The organism is Ruegeria sp. CRTD044, from assembly GCF_059613485.1.
The window spans coordinates 64,326-78,378 of the sequence record NZ_JBXWSP010000017.1 but is presented as its reverse complement, the minus strand read 5'-3'; the positions used below and the strand labels follow the sequence as shown (position 1 = coordinate 78,378).

Genomic DNA, 14,053 nt, shown 5'->3' with positions numbered 1-14,053 from the left:
CGCCTTCGGATCAAAAGACCATGTTCAGGCGCAGTTGGCTTGTTCAGCCTTCTCGAAAGCCTCGGCGGTGGCGTCCAGCGCAAGCATGATCGACGCGTGCCGGTTCTTGTAATCGCGGGCGGGCCGCAGAACTTCCAACTCGTCAAACGGCGCATCCGGGGTAGGGCCATCACTCTTGAGCATGGCCGCCAACTGGTCGCGCGCGGTTTCGATTTGGGGGCGGGTTGCCCCGATGACCGATGCACCGACTACTGCCGCTGCGGCCTGACCCAGCGCGCAGGCTTTCACGTCCTGGCCAAACTCGGTGATCCTTCCGTCCCGCACTTTGATGTCCACGGCAACCGTCGAGCCGCACAAGGGCGACCGTTTCTTGACGGTCGCATCCGGATCTTCCAACCGCTGCAGGTGCGGAATGTCGGCCGCCAGCGCCAGAATGCGCCCGGAGTAGAGCTTGATCAGGTCGGTTTCGCCGGACATGGGTTTCCCTCGGTGGCTGTTCCCCATACATAGTGGCCATGTTCTGGGATGCAAAAGGTTTTTGCGATGTCGCGCTCTGCTACGTTCGACCCGTCTACACTCAAATTCAATGAGGCTGGGTTGGTCCCGGCCATCGCGCAGGAGGAGAGCACCGGCGAGGTTCTCATGATGGCCTGGATGAACGCCGAGGCGATCCGAAAGACGCTGGAAACCGGGCGCGTCACCTATTGGTCGCGCTCGCGCCAGTCCTTCTGGATCAAGGGAGAAAGCTCGGGCCACGTACAAGAGTTGGTGGATTTTCGCGTCGATTGCGATAGGGATTGCCTGTTGGTTCTGGTACGACAAAGCGGCCCCGCTTGCCACACAAACCGCCGAAGCTGCTTCTACACCGCCGTCCGGGATGGGGAAGAGGTCGAATTGATGTCGCCGATGGTTTGACGGCGCCTAGCGGACCTAAAGACCGACCATTGCGCGGACGTCTTCGGGCGTCGCTCCTTCGGCCCGGTATTTCGCAATCGCCCTGGCGTCATCTCGCTTGGCCAGCCGTTTTCCGGTTTCGTCCCGGATCAGTCGGTGATGGTGATAGGTTGGCGTCTCCAACCCCAACAAGCGCTGCAGCACCACGTGAATCCCGGTTGCGTCAAACAGATCCTGACCGCGAACCACATGTGAGATGTTCTGGGCCGCATCATCCAGTACGACTGACAGGTGATAAGACGTGCCCATACCCCGCCGGGCGAGGACGACATCGCCGACGCCGTGCAGCATCTGTTCGTCCGACAATTCTATCCAGCCAGTCGCGCCATCCGGACCGGACCCGGTCTCGTGAAACCTCAACCCGGTGGCGTCCCTCGCGATCCGGCGCAGCGCTTCGGACATATTGAGACGCAGGGCCACATCCTCCGGGATCGCGGACTGCACCTGATATGTCCATTTTTCACGGCATGTTCCGGGATATATGACGCCGTCAGGTCCGTGCAGAGGATACCCTTCCTGCGGCGCACTGGCGGCGGCCGCGATATCCTTGCGATTGCAGGTGCACGGATATAGCAGTCCTTGGGACCACAGCCGGTTCAAGGCCTGCCGATAGAGCGACATACGATCGGATTGCCGCAACACAGGGCGAGGCCACGTCAAACCCAACCACGTCAAATCGTCATAGATCTGATCCTCCCAATGCTGACGCGAACGGGACTGATCGATATCCTCGATCCGTAGCAGGAACGTGCCGGAGTTTCGGACAGCAAGGTCATACGCCAGCAAAGCCGAATACGCATGACCAAGATGCAATGGCCCGGTTGGAGATGGGGCAAATCTTGTGGTGAATTTCACGTCTTTTCAACGATATATACGTCGGATTTCAAGTCTAGCCCTGGCAGGTGCGGTCCGTGTTCGCGAAACAGAAGGCGCGCCGCTCCCATGTCCAGCCATTCGTTCAGGCGCCCGGTATAGCCGGGGTCTTCCAATGTATGGTCGTTGAACGAAAACGCCAGCAGGCCACCTTTGGGCAAGACTTTCATCAGCATGTCGAATGTCTGCGGCGGCGCGGCGCCGGCGCCGATCACTCCGATCGCGGCGATAGCCTTGTATGCCCCCGTCACCAAAGGGTTGGGATCGGTGATGTCGATTGCAGCAAGATTGCGGTAGACGCCCTTGGCAGCAGCACCTTTCAGCATCTCGGGTGTCGGATCGACGCCGTCGATTGCCCGGTATCCGACCTTGTGCAAGGCGACACCGGACAACCCGGTCCCGCAGCCATAATCAAGGATATGTGTGTCCGGTTGCGGCAATTTGGACCACAACGCCTCGGCAACGCGGCCCGGAGTGGCATATCCGTGCTCGGCCACCTCATCTTCGTAAGAGGCCGCCCATTTCTGATAATGCGCCTGGGTTTCCTGCGGCGTATTCAGATGATATGTGTTTTTGAGGAACTTCTCGCTCATGCCGTCAGTTTAGGCCCGTGGCCCGGTCTGCGTCCAGTCAGCTTTGCGTCAGCCACTGCTGCCATGCCTCCTTGGCGCGGTCGGTATAAGCCTTGTAGCGGTCCTTGCGGCCGCGCCGTCCGCCCTTCAACCCGTCGACCGGCCGGAACAGGCCGAAATTCACGTTCATCGGCTGAAAGGTCTTGGCCTCGGCCCCGCCGGTGATGTGATGGATCAGCGCGCCCATGGCACTGTCCTGCGGAACCGGGGGCAGGGAGTGGCCCAAGATCTCGGCCGCCGCGAGACGACCTGCAAGCAGGCCCATCGCGGCGCTCTCGACATATCCTTCAACCCCGGTGATCTGCCCGGCAAATCGGATGTTCGGCTTGGATTTCAGGCGCATCTGCGCATCCAGCAAGGTGGGCGAGTTGATGAAGGTGTTGCGATGGATGCCGCCCAGACGGGCAAAACTGGCATTCTCGAGCCCCGGAATCATCCGGAACACCTCGGTCTGTGCGCCATATTTCATCTTGGTCTGAAACCCAACGATGTTGAACAGCGTGCCCAAAGCGTTGTCGCGACGCAGTTGAACCACGGCATGAGGTTTTACGTCCGGCTGATGCGGATTGGTCAGGCCCACCGGTTTCATGGGCCCGTGGCGGAGGGTCTCGCGCCCACGCTCGGCCATCACCTCAATCGGCAGGCAGCCATCAAAATAGCCAGCTGTTTCACCTTCGTGGAACTCGGTCTTGTCGGCGGCCAGCAGGGCGTCGATGAAGGCCTCGTACTGGTCACGGTCCATCGGGCAGTTCAGATAGGCAGTACGCTCTTCCTCGGTCTCACCCTTGTCATAGCGCGACTGCATCCACGCCTTGCTCATATCAATCGTGTCAGCGTAGACGATCGGGGCGATCGCGTCGAAAAAGGCCAGCGCCTCGGCCCCGGTCTCGCGCTGGATCGCTGCGCCCAACGCTGGCGAGGTCAGCGGACCGGTGGCAAATATCCAATGCCCATCGTCCGGAAGCGTAGTGACCTCCTCACCGGTGACGGTGACGCGTGGATGCGCCTTCAGCTTGGCGGTCACCGTTTCGGCAAAGGGTTCACGGTCTACGGCAAGAGCGCCGCCCGCAGGAAGTCGGTGGGCGTCAGCGGTGGTCATGATCAACCCATTGGCCGCGCGCATTTCCCAATGCAGCAAACCAACGGCGTTCTGCTCGTCATCATCAGACCGGAACGAGTTGGAGCAGACCATCTCGCCCAGGTTGCCGGTTTGATGCGCAAAAGTGCCCACTTTGGGGCGCATTTCGTGAATCACGACGTCCACGCCCATTTCGGCGGCCTGCCAGGCGGCCTCGGATCCGGCCATTCCGCCGCCAACGATATGCAATTTCTGTGTCATGTGCGTCCAAATAGGGCAGGTGGCCGGCGCGTGCAACGGCCAACGAAAACAGCCGCCACTAGGGCAGCAAAGCTATGAAATTATTGGGAAGTCTTGGGGTCGCCGCTGCGGGAATGTCTGCGCCGGTGAGAGAAACCAGCTTGGAGGGACCTTCCGCCCACGGCGACCCAAAAGATAGTGAAGGCCTCAGCCCTGTCCCAGCTTTGCCACAGAGATGCCCTTTTGAAAAGTGCAAAAATGCGAACAGTCGATAATTTTAGCCATAACAATTGCGTCATTGGGTCCAATTTGGTGAGCGTTTTTCGATAAATGCGGAAATACCTTCCTCGGTATCCCGGTGCAGCATATTTTCGGCCATTACGCCGCCGGTATAGGCATATGCCTGATCCAAAGGCATCTGTAGTTGCTGATAAAACGCCTGTTTCCCGATCTTTACCGCCGCGCCCAGTTTGGACGCCAACTGCTCGGCCAACGACAGGGTTTCATGCTCCAGCAGCGTTTCCGGAACGACACGATTGACCAGGCCCAGTTCGGCGGCCCGCTCCGCTGGTATGAAATCACCGGTGGTCAGCATCTCAAACGCCAGTTTGCGCGGAATGTTGCGGCTCAGCGCCACCATCGGCGTCGAGCAGAAGAGACCGATGTTCACGCCATTGACGCCGAATCGCGTTCCTTCGGCTGCGACGGCCAGATCGCAGGTCGCCACCAGTTGGCAGCCGGCGGCCGTTGCAATGCCATGGACCTGCGCGATCACCGGTTGGGGCAGGGATTGAATCGACATCATCATTCGGGCGCAGCGATCGAACAGATCGGTGAAGTAGGCCTTGCCGCCATCTTCGGCCTGCCGGCCCACGGTCATCTGCTTGAGGTCATGACCGGCGCAAAACGCCTTGCCTGCCCCTGACAATATCACAGCGCGGATCGTGCGATCATCGCGCAGCGTATCCAATTCAGATTGCAGTGCCTCCAGCATTTCGTCGCTCAGGGCGTTCAGCCGCTCGGGCGTATTCATTTTCAGATGAGCGATCGCGCCCGTGTCGTTACGTTCCAAAATTGCCATCTTGCCCTCCTGCCGGCTGTGGGGCCAACTCTAGGTCGGCAAATCGAGGAGGGGAAGCATGTCATTGGCAATGAACAAGGAAGAGCTGACGGAATATTTGGCGCAGGTCTTCCCGCAGGTGCACAAGGATTTCGTCGTCATGGATCTGACCGACGACTCGATCCGCATGCGCCTCGTTGTCGAAGATCGGCATCTGCGTCCGGGCGGAACCGTGTCCGGGCCTTCGATGTTCGCCCTGGCCGATGTCTGTGTCTATTCAATGGTTCTGGCGCGAAAGGGTCGTCAATCCCTGGCCGTGACCACCAGCAGTTCCATGGATTTTCTGCGCAAACCTGCCGGTGGGGCCGACATGATTGCCGAGTGCAGGTTGCTGAAACTGGGGCGTACGCTGGCTGTTGGTGACGTCCTGATGTACTCGGAAGGGCAGGAGGCGCCGGTGGCACGCGCCAGCATGACCTACTCGCTGCCACCTGCCGGCTCCGCCGCAGCTGCGTTCGGATAAAAAATGCCGGGGACAAGCCCCGGCACAGGAAGAGGTCCCGTAATTGGGACTGGGGATATTCTAGCCAAGCCAGAATTGGCGGCGCGCTTCGCGGTCAGCCTCAAAGCGCGTCAGCCCGACATCCTTCAGCAGACGGTCATCCAGCCTGCTCAGGTTGACGCGGCTGCGGCGCCGGCGTTCCCATTGGGTGACAGTCGCCGCAAAACGCACGGCCAGCGCAGCGATCAGAGGCAGCCGGGGGCTGTCGTTCAGCAGCAAGAGGGCGGGGGTGTGCATTGCGCGTGTCATGGTAAGTATCCTTTCAAATTGTATTGACACAAAGCATAAATGTTCGGTACATTGTTGTGATACATTCAGGATTGTACTGAACGCAAAGGAAGAATTGTAATGGATACAATTTGGCCGACAGAGCTGCCAAAATCCAAGGGGCCAAAGTACACACTGGTCGCAGATACAATTCGAAAAGCTATCGAAAACAAGCAGCTGGAAGTCGGGGTGAAACTTCCTCCGGTGCGGGAACTGGCGTATCGACTGCAAATCACACCGGGAACGGTCGCCCGGGCTTATTCCATTCTGACCGAGGAGGGGTTGCTGCAGGCCGAGGTCGGGCGTGGTACATTCGTGGCACCACCGAAAATGCCATTGTTGGACGATGTCTGGTCACGGCAGCTTCATCTTCGGGACGACAAGTATGACGCCAATGTCAGCCTGTTCAGCCCGCGACTGCCAGATGTGGGGCAGGTGTCGCTGATACGGTCATGCCTTGCCAAGGTTGCGCAGGGGGATCCGAAGATGTTCATGAACTATCCCACCCGCGACGCTTACCTACCTGTGCGCCAGGCGGTCGTAGATTGGCTCTCCGACTTGCCGCTGGGTGCTTTGAACGCCGATGACATCGTTCTTACGCATGGCGGGCAAAGCGGACTGTGCGTCGTGTTCCAAACCGTTCTGCGTGAACCGAAACCCGTTGTTCTGGTCGAGGACCTCTCATATGCGGGATTCCGTCGCGCCGGTGAGTTGATGCGCGCCGAAGTTGTCGGTGTGAAAATGGACAAATGGGGTATCAGCCCGGATGCGCTGGACCACATCCTTCGTCAAACTCGGGCGCAAGCGATTTGCGTGTCGCCCGAAGTTCAGAATCCGACTGGTGGGCATTCTCCTCTTGAACGCCGAAACGAGGTGATCGAGATCGCCCGCCGCCACGATCTGCAAATCATCGAAGACGATTGCTATCGTATGGGCGAGGCCCGCGCACCCAGCTACAGGGCTCTTGCACCTGAACGGGGCTGGCACGTGTCGTCGATTTCCAAGACCCTCACGCCGGCGTTGCGCGTGGGGTTCGCCATCGCTCCGCGGGAACGCAGCGGAGACCTGCGCCGATCGGCGGAATACGGGTATTTCGGGTTGGCGCAGCCATTGGCCGAATTGACCCGCTTGCTCCTCAGTCACCCTCAATCCCGGCAAATAGCACGGGATGTTCGCGCGAAGATGGGTGAATATGTACGGGTGGCCGTCAATGCACTGGGTGGCTTCAATCTGAACTGGGACCCCGATATTCCCTTTGTCTGGCTGAGCCTGCCGTCCGGCTGGCGTGCTGCAGCTTTCAGCAGGGCTGCCGAGCGTGAAGGCATTCAACTCCGATCGGCAGATGAATTCGCGCTGAGGGATGGAAGGGCGCCAAATGCCGTGCGCATTGCGATGAACGGGCATGTCTCGCTGAAGCAGTTCGAATCCGCCATGTTGCGTCTGCGCGCCTTGCTGGACAATCCGCCCGAACAAATCAGTGTTTGATTTGGGGTAAATAGATACCTATTTTTTAAGCTACTGTTTTTTAGCCTTAAATTGGACATTACCGTTCTTGACGTGCACTTTCGAGCCATCTAAATACCCAATCATCGAATTCGGGCCGCTCCGCCTTGGGGGCGGTCTTTCACATCAAACAGGATTGTCCTGACATGAAAACCTTCTCTGCAACACCTGCAGACATCGACAAGAAGTGGATCCTGATCGACGCTGAGGGCGTTGTTCTGGGCCGTCTTGCCTCGATCGTCGCCATGCGCCTGCGTGGCAAGCACAAGCCGTCGTTCACCCCGAACATGGACATGGGCGACAACGTCATCGTCATCAACGCCGACAAGATCCAGATGACCGGCAAGAAGCGCGACGAGCACTTCTACTGGCACACTGGCCACCCGGGCGGCATCAAATCGCGCACAAAACAGCAGATCCTGGAAGGCGCGCACCCCGAGCGTGTGGTCTTTCAGGCCGTCAAGCGCATGCTGCCGGGCAACCGTCTGTCGCGTCAGCAGATGACCAACCTGCGCATCTACGCCGGTGCCGAGCACCCGCACGAAGCCCAGGCCCCCGAAGTTCTGGATGTCAAATCCATGAACAAGAAAAACACCCGGAGCTAATGACCGATGGCTGATCAGATCAATACTCTCGAAGAGCTGAGCGCCGTCGCAGGCGTTGAAACCGTGGCCGAAGAAGTTGTTGTGCGCGAGCCCGTGCGTGATGAACTGGGTCGCTCCTATGCAACCGGCAAGCGTAAAGACGCTGTTGCCCGCGTTTGGATCAAGACGGGTTCCGGCAAAGTCACCGTGAACGGCAAGGACCAGGACGTGTATTTCGCACGGCCCGTTCTGCAGCTGATCCTGCGCCAGCCGTTCCAGGTTGCCGGTGTCGAAGGTGAATTCGACGTTGTGGCAACCGTCAAGGGCGGTGGCCTGACCGGTCAGGCCGGTGCGGTCAAGCACGGCATCTCGAAAGCGCTGCAGCTGTACGATCCCAGCCTGCGCGGCGCGCTGAAAGCCGCGGGCTTCCTGACCCGCGACAGCCGCGTCGTGGAACGCAAGAAATACGGCAAGCGCAAAGCCCGCCGTTCGTTCCAGTTCTCGAAGCGTTAATCGCTACCGAGTTTTTCAAATGCAAAGGGCTCGCATCCGCGAGCCCTTTTTTCGTTGTGTTTCTTTGGTTTTACTCTTCGTAGACCATTTTCCACGCGCCGTTTTCCACCACGTTGACGTAGACCGTATCGGCGCCCTGATGGTCATCGGGTCCAAAGGTCATGTGGTTGCCGACCAGTTCATCCTGATAGTCCAGCGTCTCCATTGCAGCGATAAAGCTTTCCTGGGTCAGGTCGGGGCCGGCGGCCTCCAGCGCCTTGACCATCATTTCGGCCGCGGCATATCCCAGCATTGAAAAGCCCACCGGGTCTTCGCCGGTGGCAGCCTTGTATTCCTCGATGAAGACCTTGGGGGCGGGTTCATCCGCGCGGGCCCACAGGTCCTGCCACGAGGCGGCGGCGTAGAAGCCATCGGTCACGCCACCCGGCACCTGTGCCACCACGGTCAGGAAACTGGCCGAGGTGCCCAGGAACTTCATGTCCGTCAGGCCCATCTTCTTGGCGGTGCCGACCACGGTGATGGCCTGCCGTACGCCCAGGGCGATGGTGACGATGTCGCAGCCTTCTTCCTTCAGCTTGCTCAGCGAGCCCACGAAATCGGTTTCGTCAGGTTTATGAGTGGTTTCCGCGGCAAAGGTAATGCCGGATTCCTTGGCGCCTTCCTGGCTGCCTTCCAGGATTTCCTTGCCGAAATCGGTGGGCAGATACATCGTGCAGACCTTGTCGCCGCCGAATTCCTGCGCCAGATATTTCACGCCCACGCGCGCCTGGTCGTAATAGCTGGAAAACGAGGTGAACTTGTTCTTCATCGGTTCCTGCAGCATCTGCCGTGCGGCCGACAAGGGGGCGACGTTGGGAATGCCCTTCGGATCCAGCAGCTTGAACCCGGCCAGGTTCATCGGCGTGCCCAGCGATTGCAGCATGGCAAACACCTTGTCGCGGTTCAGCAGCTTGTTGTAGCCCTGCATCGCGCGCGGCATCTGGTATCCGTTGTCCTCGACCACATAGCGGATCTTGCGGCCATGCACGCCGCCATTTGCGTTGACCCGGTCGAACACCACGTTCGCGCCCTTGGTGGCCGGAACCCCCACGGCGGCGAAAATGCCGCTGAGGTCATTGACCGAGCCGATGACGATTTCGTCGTCGGTCACGCCTTGCGTTTCGGCCCAGCCCATCGAGGCCAGGGCGGACAGGGCGGTTGCCGCCGCCAGCCGTCTGATTGCTTTGGTCATGTTTCTTCCTCCCTTGGGATTGATCCCTGTTCTATTTGTACATGTCTTCAATGAGATGCGCGTGTTTCTTTTCCACCAAGCTGCGTTTCAGTTTCATCGTCGCGGTCAGTTCGTCATCTTCGGCGGTCAGCAGCACGTCGATCAGGCGGAAATCCTTGATCTGCTCGACCCGCGCGAATTCCTTGTTCACCGCCGCCACTTCGGCACCGATCAGTTCGCGCACCTCGGCGGCGGCGCAGAGCGAGGCGAAGTTCGAAAACGGCACCTTGCGGTCCTGCGCGAACTTCTCGACGTTTTCCTGATCGATCATCACCAGCGCCGTCAGGTACTTGCGGCGGTCGCCGATGATCACTGCGTCCGAGATGTAATGCGAGAACTTCAGCCGGCTTTCGATCTCGGCCGGGGTGATGTTCTTTCCGCCGGCGGTGATGATGATGTCTTTGAGGCGGCCGGTGATGGTGACATAGCCGTCCGCGTCCACGTGCCCCATATCGCCTGTGCGCAGCCAGCCGTCGGCGGTGAAGGTCTCGGCGGTTTTGGCATTGTTGCGCCAATAGCCCTGGAACACGTTCAGGCAGCGGATCTGGATTTCGCCCTCGTCCGAGATGCGTAGGTCGATCCCCGGTGCGGGCTTGCCGATGGTACCGATGTGGTTGGCTTCGGGTGTGTTCAGCGTGGCGATTCCCGAGGTCTCGGTCATGCCGAAACCTTCGACCAGCGGCACGCCGATGGCCCAGTACCATTTCAGCAGCTCGGGCGAGATCGGGGCCGCACCGGACCCGCCGCGCCGCAGCCGATCCATGCCCAGCATCCGGCGCAGGTTGCGCAGCACCAGCCGGTCCCACAGCCAGAAATTCGCGGCCACCGCCGGTGGCACCGGTTTGCCCTGCAGGATGTATTCGGCCCGCTTCAACCCGGCCTTCAACGCCATGCCAAAGGCGGCGCGCCCTGCCGGGGTGGCCTCTTGCGCCATGATCAGCACCTGCGAATAGATCTTCTCCCACACGCGCGGCACGGCGGTGAAGGTCGAGGGCGACACTTCCTGAAGGTTGGCAAAGACCGTCTCGGGGCTTTCGGCGAAGTTCACCGTGCATTTCGAGGCCAGCGGGAAATAGATCGAAACATCGCGTTCAAGGATATGACACAGCGGCAGAAAGCAAAGCTGCTCGTCCGTTTCCAGCGCGGGCAGGCAGCGTGCGCCGCATTCGATCGCGGCCATGATGTTTTCGTTGCTCAGCATCGCGCCTTTGGGCATGCCGGTGGTGCCCGAGGTATAGATCAGCAGCGCCGTGTCCTGCGGCGTGGCCAGTGCGATTTCGGCTTCGAACCGGCCCGGTTCTTCGCGCTCGGCCGCGCGGCCGAGGGCATAGAGATCCTCGATCATCATGCAGCGGGGATGGGCCAGGTCGTGCAGGCCTTCGTCCTCGAGGATGATGACCTTCAACAGGCCGGGCACCTCGTCTTCTATGTCCAGAAACTTGTCCAGCTGCTCTTCGTCTTCGACGATCAGAAAGCGGCTGTCGCTGTCATTGACCAGGTATCTCAACTGGCTGGCGGAATCGGTGGTGTAGACGCCCGAGGCGATGCCGCCGACGCATTGGATGCCCAGATCGAACCACGCCCACTCCTTGCGGTCCTCGGACAGGATCGAGACGACCTCGCCGCGTTGCAGCCCCAGCTTGCGCAGCGCCAGACCGATCCACTTGGCGTGCTGCCAATAGTCGGCCCAGGAGTAGGATTTCCAGATGCCTAGATCTTTTTCCCGATGCGCGGTGCGGTCGCCCAGGGCGGCGCAGCGTTTCTGGAACAGCTCCGGGATGGTGACGCAGCCATCGACCCGCACGGGGCGCTGGCCGGGGGTGGCGTTGAACTGAACGCCGTTGATGGTGGTCTGCGGGGGCAGGGTGGTCATGTTCATCCGGCTCACCTCCACGTCTTCTTGCGTTTCCAGCGGCGGTTTTCCCGCGCGCCTTCCTCCTGCACGCCCAGATAGAAGTTCTGGATGTCCTCGGACCGCATCAACACGTCGGCGAGGCCGTCCATCACGATGCGCCCGACCTCCATGACATAGCCATGATCGGCCAGTTCCATCGCGGCGTTGGCGTTCTGCTCGACCAGCATCATGGTCATGTTCTGCTCGTCATTCAGGCGTCTGAGGATGCCGAAGATCTCTTGGACCAGCAGCGGCGACAGGCCCAGCGAGGGTTCGTCCAGCAGCATGATGCGCGGGTTGGCCATCAGACCGCGTCCGATGGCCAGCATCTGCTGCTGCCCGCCCGACAGGGTGCCGGCCTCTTGATTGCGGCGTTCCTTCAGAACCGGGAAGTAGGAAAACACCAACTCGCGATCGCGCTCGATCTGGGCCTTGTCATGCAGGGTGTAGGCCCCGAGGCTGAGGTTTTCGTTCACCGTCAGCAGCGGAAACACCTCACGCCCCTCGGGCACATGCACGATCCCCTTCTGGACGATCTTGTGCGGCTCCAGCCCCTGAATTTCCTCGCCGTCGAAGGTGATCGTTCCCTTTTCCGGGTCCATCACGCCCGAGACGGTCTTCATCAGCGTCGTCTTGCCCGCCCCGTTGGCACCCAGGATCGAGACGATCTGGCCCGGATGCACGTCCAGCGACACGCCACGGATTGCCATGATCGGGCCATAGAAGCTTTCGATGTTGCGGATGCTCAGGATCGGTGCGCTCATGAGGCTTTACCCAGATAGGCTTCGACGACGGCGGGGTGCGATTGCACCTGCGCTGGTGTCCCAAGGGCCAGTTTCGCCCCATCGGCCATGGCCAGCACCCGGTCGGACACTCCCGAGACCAGCCCCATGTCATGTTCGACCATCAACACCGTGATCCCCATCTGCCGCCGGATGTCGTCGATCCACCAGCGCATGTCTGTTGTTTCCTCGACCGACAGCCCCGAGGCCGGTTCATCCAGCAGCAGCAGCTTGGGGTCGGTGGCCAGCGCACGCGCGACCTCGACCACCTTGCGGACGCCGTAGGGCAGGCCGGCGATCATCTTGTCGCGATAGGCCTGCAGATCGAGGAAATCGATGATCTCTTCGACCTTCTCGCGGTTCTCCAGCTCTTGCAGGCGGGCCGAGGGGGTAAAGAACACCTCGGACAGCAGGTTGGTACGCCGGTGGCGGTGCCGCCCGACCAGCAGGTTCTGCAACACGGTTGCATGTTCGAACAACTCGATGTTCTGGAAGGTGCGCGCGACGCCATAGGCGGCCACGCCCGAGGGCTTGACCTGCAGCAGATCGTGCCCGTCGAACCGGATCTGGCCCGCGAACGGGTCGTAAAAGCGCGAAATCAAGTTGAACACCGTGGATTTGCCGGCCCCGTTCGGGCCGACGATGGCAAAGACCTCGCCTTCCTCGACCGAAAAGGACAGATCGTTCACCGCCGTCAGGCCACCGAATTTCAGGGTGACGTTCTCGAATTCCAGCAAGCTCATCTCAGGCGCTCCGTCTTGAGATAGGATTTCTGCCGCTTGAACATGTCCTTGCGGTAGAAAGGGAACAGCTCGAACCAGGTGCGGATTTTCAGCCAGCGGCCATAGATACCCATCGGCTCGAACAGGATGAACCCGATCAGGATCATGCCGAAGATGCCGAATTCCAGCCCCGGAATGGCGACGGTTCCGCCACCGAACAGGGCGCCTGCGTATTCCTTGGCGATCGACAGGAACTGCGGCAGAAACCCGATGACGATGGCGCCCAGAAACGCGCCGTGGATCGAACCCAGCCCGCCGATCACGATCATCATCAGCAGCTGGATCGAGATCACCACGCTGAAGGTTTCGTTGTTGAAGGCCCCGGCATAGAGGCCCATCAGCGCCCCCGCCCATCCGGTCACGGCGCAGGACAGGGCAAAGGACACGGTCTTGGTACGCGCGATGTCGATGCCCATCGCCTGCGCGGACACTTCCGAGTCGCGCACCGCGATGAAGCTGCGCCCCAGAGGCGTGCGCAGAAGGTTGATATAGCCCAGCGTGACCAGAACCGTGACGGCCAGCACCAGCCAGTAGAACTGCTCGGGCGTGCCCCAGCGATCGACCAGATGGCCAAATATTTCGACCCCGCCCATGTACTTGCCCGCCACGCCGCCGGTGATCGGCTCGGCCAGAACGATGAGGTCGTCCATCAGGATCGACAGGGCTAGGGTGAAGATCGCCAGATAGATGCCGTGCAGCCGCAGGGCAGGGATGGCGACCGTGACCCCGGCGATGCCGGTCAGAATGCCGGCCAGCGGAAAGGCCACCAGAAACGGAACGCCGGCCTCGATCAGGATCACGTTGGCATAGCAGCCAAAGGCCAGAAACGCCGCGTGGCCCAGGCTGGCCTGGCCGGTGTGCCCGGTCAGGATCATCAGGCCCAGCCCGGCTATGGCCCAGATCAGAACGTTGGTCAGCTCTCCCAGATAGAACGCGTCCAGCCACCACGGCGCGGCAATGACCACCGCAAGCAGGATCAGGTAGAGCGACAACTGGTATCCGTCCTTCCACGGTCGGATGTCCTGCATATAGTCGGTTTTGAAAACGATCCTCATGCGC

The 14,053-nt window shown here is 60.3% G+C and carries 16 protein-coding genes; 5 read left to right on the top strand and 11 right to left on the bottom strand.

Features of this window, described 5'->3' with window-relative positions; all coding sequences use genetic code 11:
• Positions 1-24 precede the first annotated feature (24 nt).
• On the bottom strand, positions 25-477 hold the full coding sequence (locus tag AC2FNL_RS15725; RefSeq protein ID WP_093962022.1) for an iron-sulfur cluster assembly scaffold protein: 453 nt from the start codon (positions 475-477) through the stop codon (positions 25-27).
• A 48-nt stretch (positions 478-525) separates the two neighbouring features.
• On the opposite strand from AC2FNL_RS15725, the gene hisI reads away from it, so the two are divergent.
• Positions 526-915, top strand: a complete 390-nt coding sequence (hisI, locus tag AC2FNL_RS15720; protein WP_496834238.1) for a phosphoribosyl-AMP cyclohydrolase — start codon at positions 526-528, stop codon at positions 913-915.
• Between the two features lie 15 nt (positions 916-930).
• Here the strand turns inward: hisI and gluQRS are convergent, their stop codons facing one another.
• The 4 genes from gluQRS to AC2FNL_RS15700 form a co-directional block, all read right to left on the bottom strand.
• Positions 931-1,809: a tRNA glutamyl-Q(34) synthetase GluQRS gene (gluQRS, locus tag AC2FNL_RS15715; RefSeq protein WP_496834236.1), complete on the bottom strand. Its 879-nt coding sequence runs from the start codon at positions 1,807-1,809 to the stop codon at positions 931-933.
• Positions 1,806-2,420, bottom strand: coding sequence for a class I SAM-dependent DNA methyltransferase (locus AC2FNL_RS15710; RefSeq protein ID WP_496834234.1), 615 nt, complete (start codon positions 2,418-2,420; stop codon positions 1,806-1,808). The genes gluQRS and AC2FNL_RS15710 overlap by 4 nt, the downstream gene beginning before the upstream one ends.
• Before the next feature lie 37 nt (positions 2,421-2,457).
• Positions 2,458-3,798 (bottom strand): methylenetetrahydrofolate--tRNA-(uracil(54)-C(5))-methyltransferase (FADH(2)-oxidizing) TrmFO, encoded by a 1,341-nt coding sequence (gene trmFO / locus AC2FNL_RS15705; RefSeq protein ID WP_170439273.1) that lies wholly within the window; start codon positions 3,796-3,798, stop codon positions 2,458-2,460.
• A gap of 274 nt (positions 3,799-4,072) precedes the next feature.
• Positions 4,073-4,858, bottom strand: coding sequence for an enoyl-CoA hydratase (locus AC2FNL_RS15700; RefSeq protein WP_093962027.1), 786 nt, complete (start codon positions 4,856-4,858; stop codon positions 4,073-4,075).
• A 58-nt stretch (positions 4,859-4,916) separates the two neighbouring features.
• Between AC2FNL_RS15700 and AC2FNL_RS15695 the strand changes: the two genes are divergently transcribed.
• Positions 4,917-5,360, top strand: coding sequence for a PaaI family thioesterase (locus AC2FNL_RS15695; RefSeq protein WP_093962028.1), 444 nt, complete (start codon positions 4,917-4,919; stop codon positions 5,358-5,360).
• A 60-nt stretch (positions 5,361-5,420) separates the two neighbouring features.
• On the opposite strand, the gene AC2FNL_RS15690 is transcribed toward AC2FNL_RS15695, so the two are convergent.
• Positions 5,421-5,648, bottom strand: coding sequence for a DUF1127 domain-containing protein (locus AC2FNL_RS15690; RefSeq protein ID WP_093962029.1), 228 nt, complete (start codon positions 5,646-5,648; stop codon positions 5,421-5,423).
• Positions 5,649-5,747: 99 nt separating this feature from the next.
• Between AC2FNL_RS15690 and AC2FNL_RS15685 the strand changes: the two genes are divergently transcribed.
• The 3 genes from AC2FNL_RS15685 (at position 5,748) to rpsI (ending at position 8,266) form a co-directional block, all read left to right on the top strand.
• Entirely contained in the window at positions 5,748-7,151 is a 1,404-nt protein-coding gene (locus AC2FNL_RS15685; protein ID WP_496834231.1) for an aminotransferase-like domain-containing protein, read from the top strand.
• Between the two features lie 164 nt (positions 7,152-7,315).
• Positions 7,316-7,774 (top strand): 50S ribosomal protein L13, encoded by a 459-nt coding sequence (rplM, locus tag AC2FNL_RS15680; RefSeq protein WP_170339225.1) that lies wholly within the window; start codon positions 7,316-7,318, stop codon positions 7,772-7,774.
• A 6-nt stretch (positions 7,775-7,780) separates the two neighbouring features.
• Positions 7,781-8,266 carry a 30S ribosomal protein S9 gene (rpsI, locus tag AC2FNL_RS15675; protein WP_496834229.1) on the top strand — a complete coding sequence of 162 codons (486 nt, stop codon included), beginning with the start codon at positions 7,781-7,783 and terminating at the stop codon, positions 8,264-8,266.
• Between the two features lie 70 nt (positions 8,267-8,336).
• Here the strand turns inward: rpsI and AC2FNL_RS15670 are convergent, their stop codons facing one another.
• Genes AC2FNL_RS15670 through AC2FNL_RS15650 form a run of 5 tightly spaced genes read right to left on the bottom strand, consistent with a single transcriptional unit; the run spans position 8,337 to position 14,049 of the window.
• The gene (locus AC2FNL_RS15670) at positions 8,337-9,497 is read right to left on the bottom strand and encodes an ABC transporter substrate-binding protein (RefSeq protein ID WP_496834228.1); all 1,161 of its coding nucleotides are present in this window, start codon (positions 9,495-9,497) and stop codon (positions 8,337-8,339) included.
• A 31-nt stretch (positions 9,498-9,528) separates the two neighbouring features.
• Positions 9,529-11,415: an AMP-dependent synthetase/ligase gene (locus AC2FNL_RS15665; RefSeq protein WP_496834226.1), complete on the bottom strand. Its 1,887-nt coding sequence runs from the start codon at positions 11,413-11,415 to the stop codon at positions 9,529-9,531.
• A 5-nt stretch (positions 11,416-11,420) separates the two neighbouring features.
• The gene (locus AC2FNL_RS15660) at positions 11,421-12,194 is read right to left on the bottom strand and encodes an ABC transporter ATP-binding protein (RefSeq protein ID WP_496834225.1); all 774 of its coding nucleotides are present in this window, start codon (positions 12,192-12,194) and stop codon (positions 11,421-11,423) included.
• Positions 12,191-12,955, bottom strand: a complete 765-nt coding sequence (locus tag AC2FNL_RS15655; protein WP_170368431.1) for an ABC transporter ATP-binding protein — start codon at positions 12,953-12,955, stop codon at positions 12,191-12,193. The genes AC2FNL_RS15660 and AC2FNL_RS15655 overlap by 4 nt, the downstream gene beginning before the upstream one ends.
• On the bottom strand, positions 12,952-14,049 hold the full coding sequence (locus AC2FNL_RS15650) for a branched-chain amino acid ABC transporter permease (RefSeq protein ID WP_496741195.1): 1,098 nt from the start codon (positions 14,047-14,049) through the stop codon (positions 12,952-12,954). The genes AC2FNL_RS15655 and AC2FNL_RS15650 overlap by 4 nt, the downstream gene beginning before the upstream one ends.
• Between the last annotated feature and the right edge of the window lie 4 nt (positions 14,050-14,053).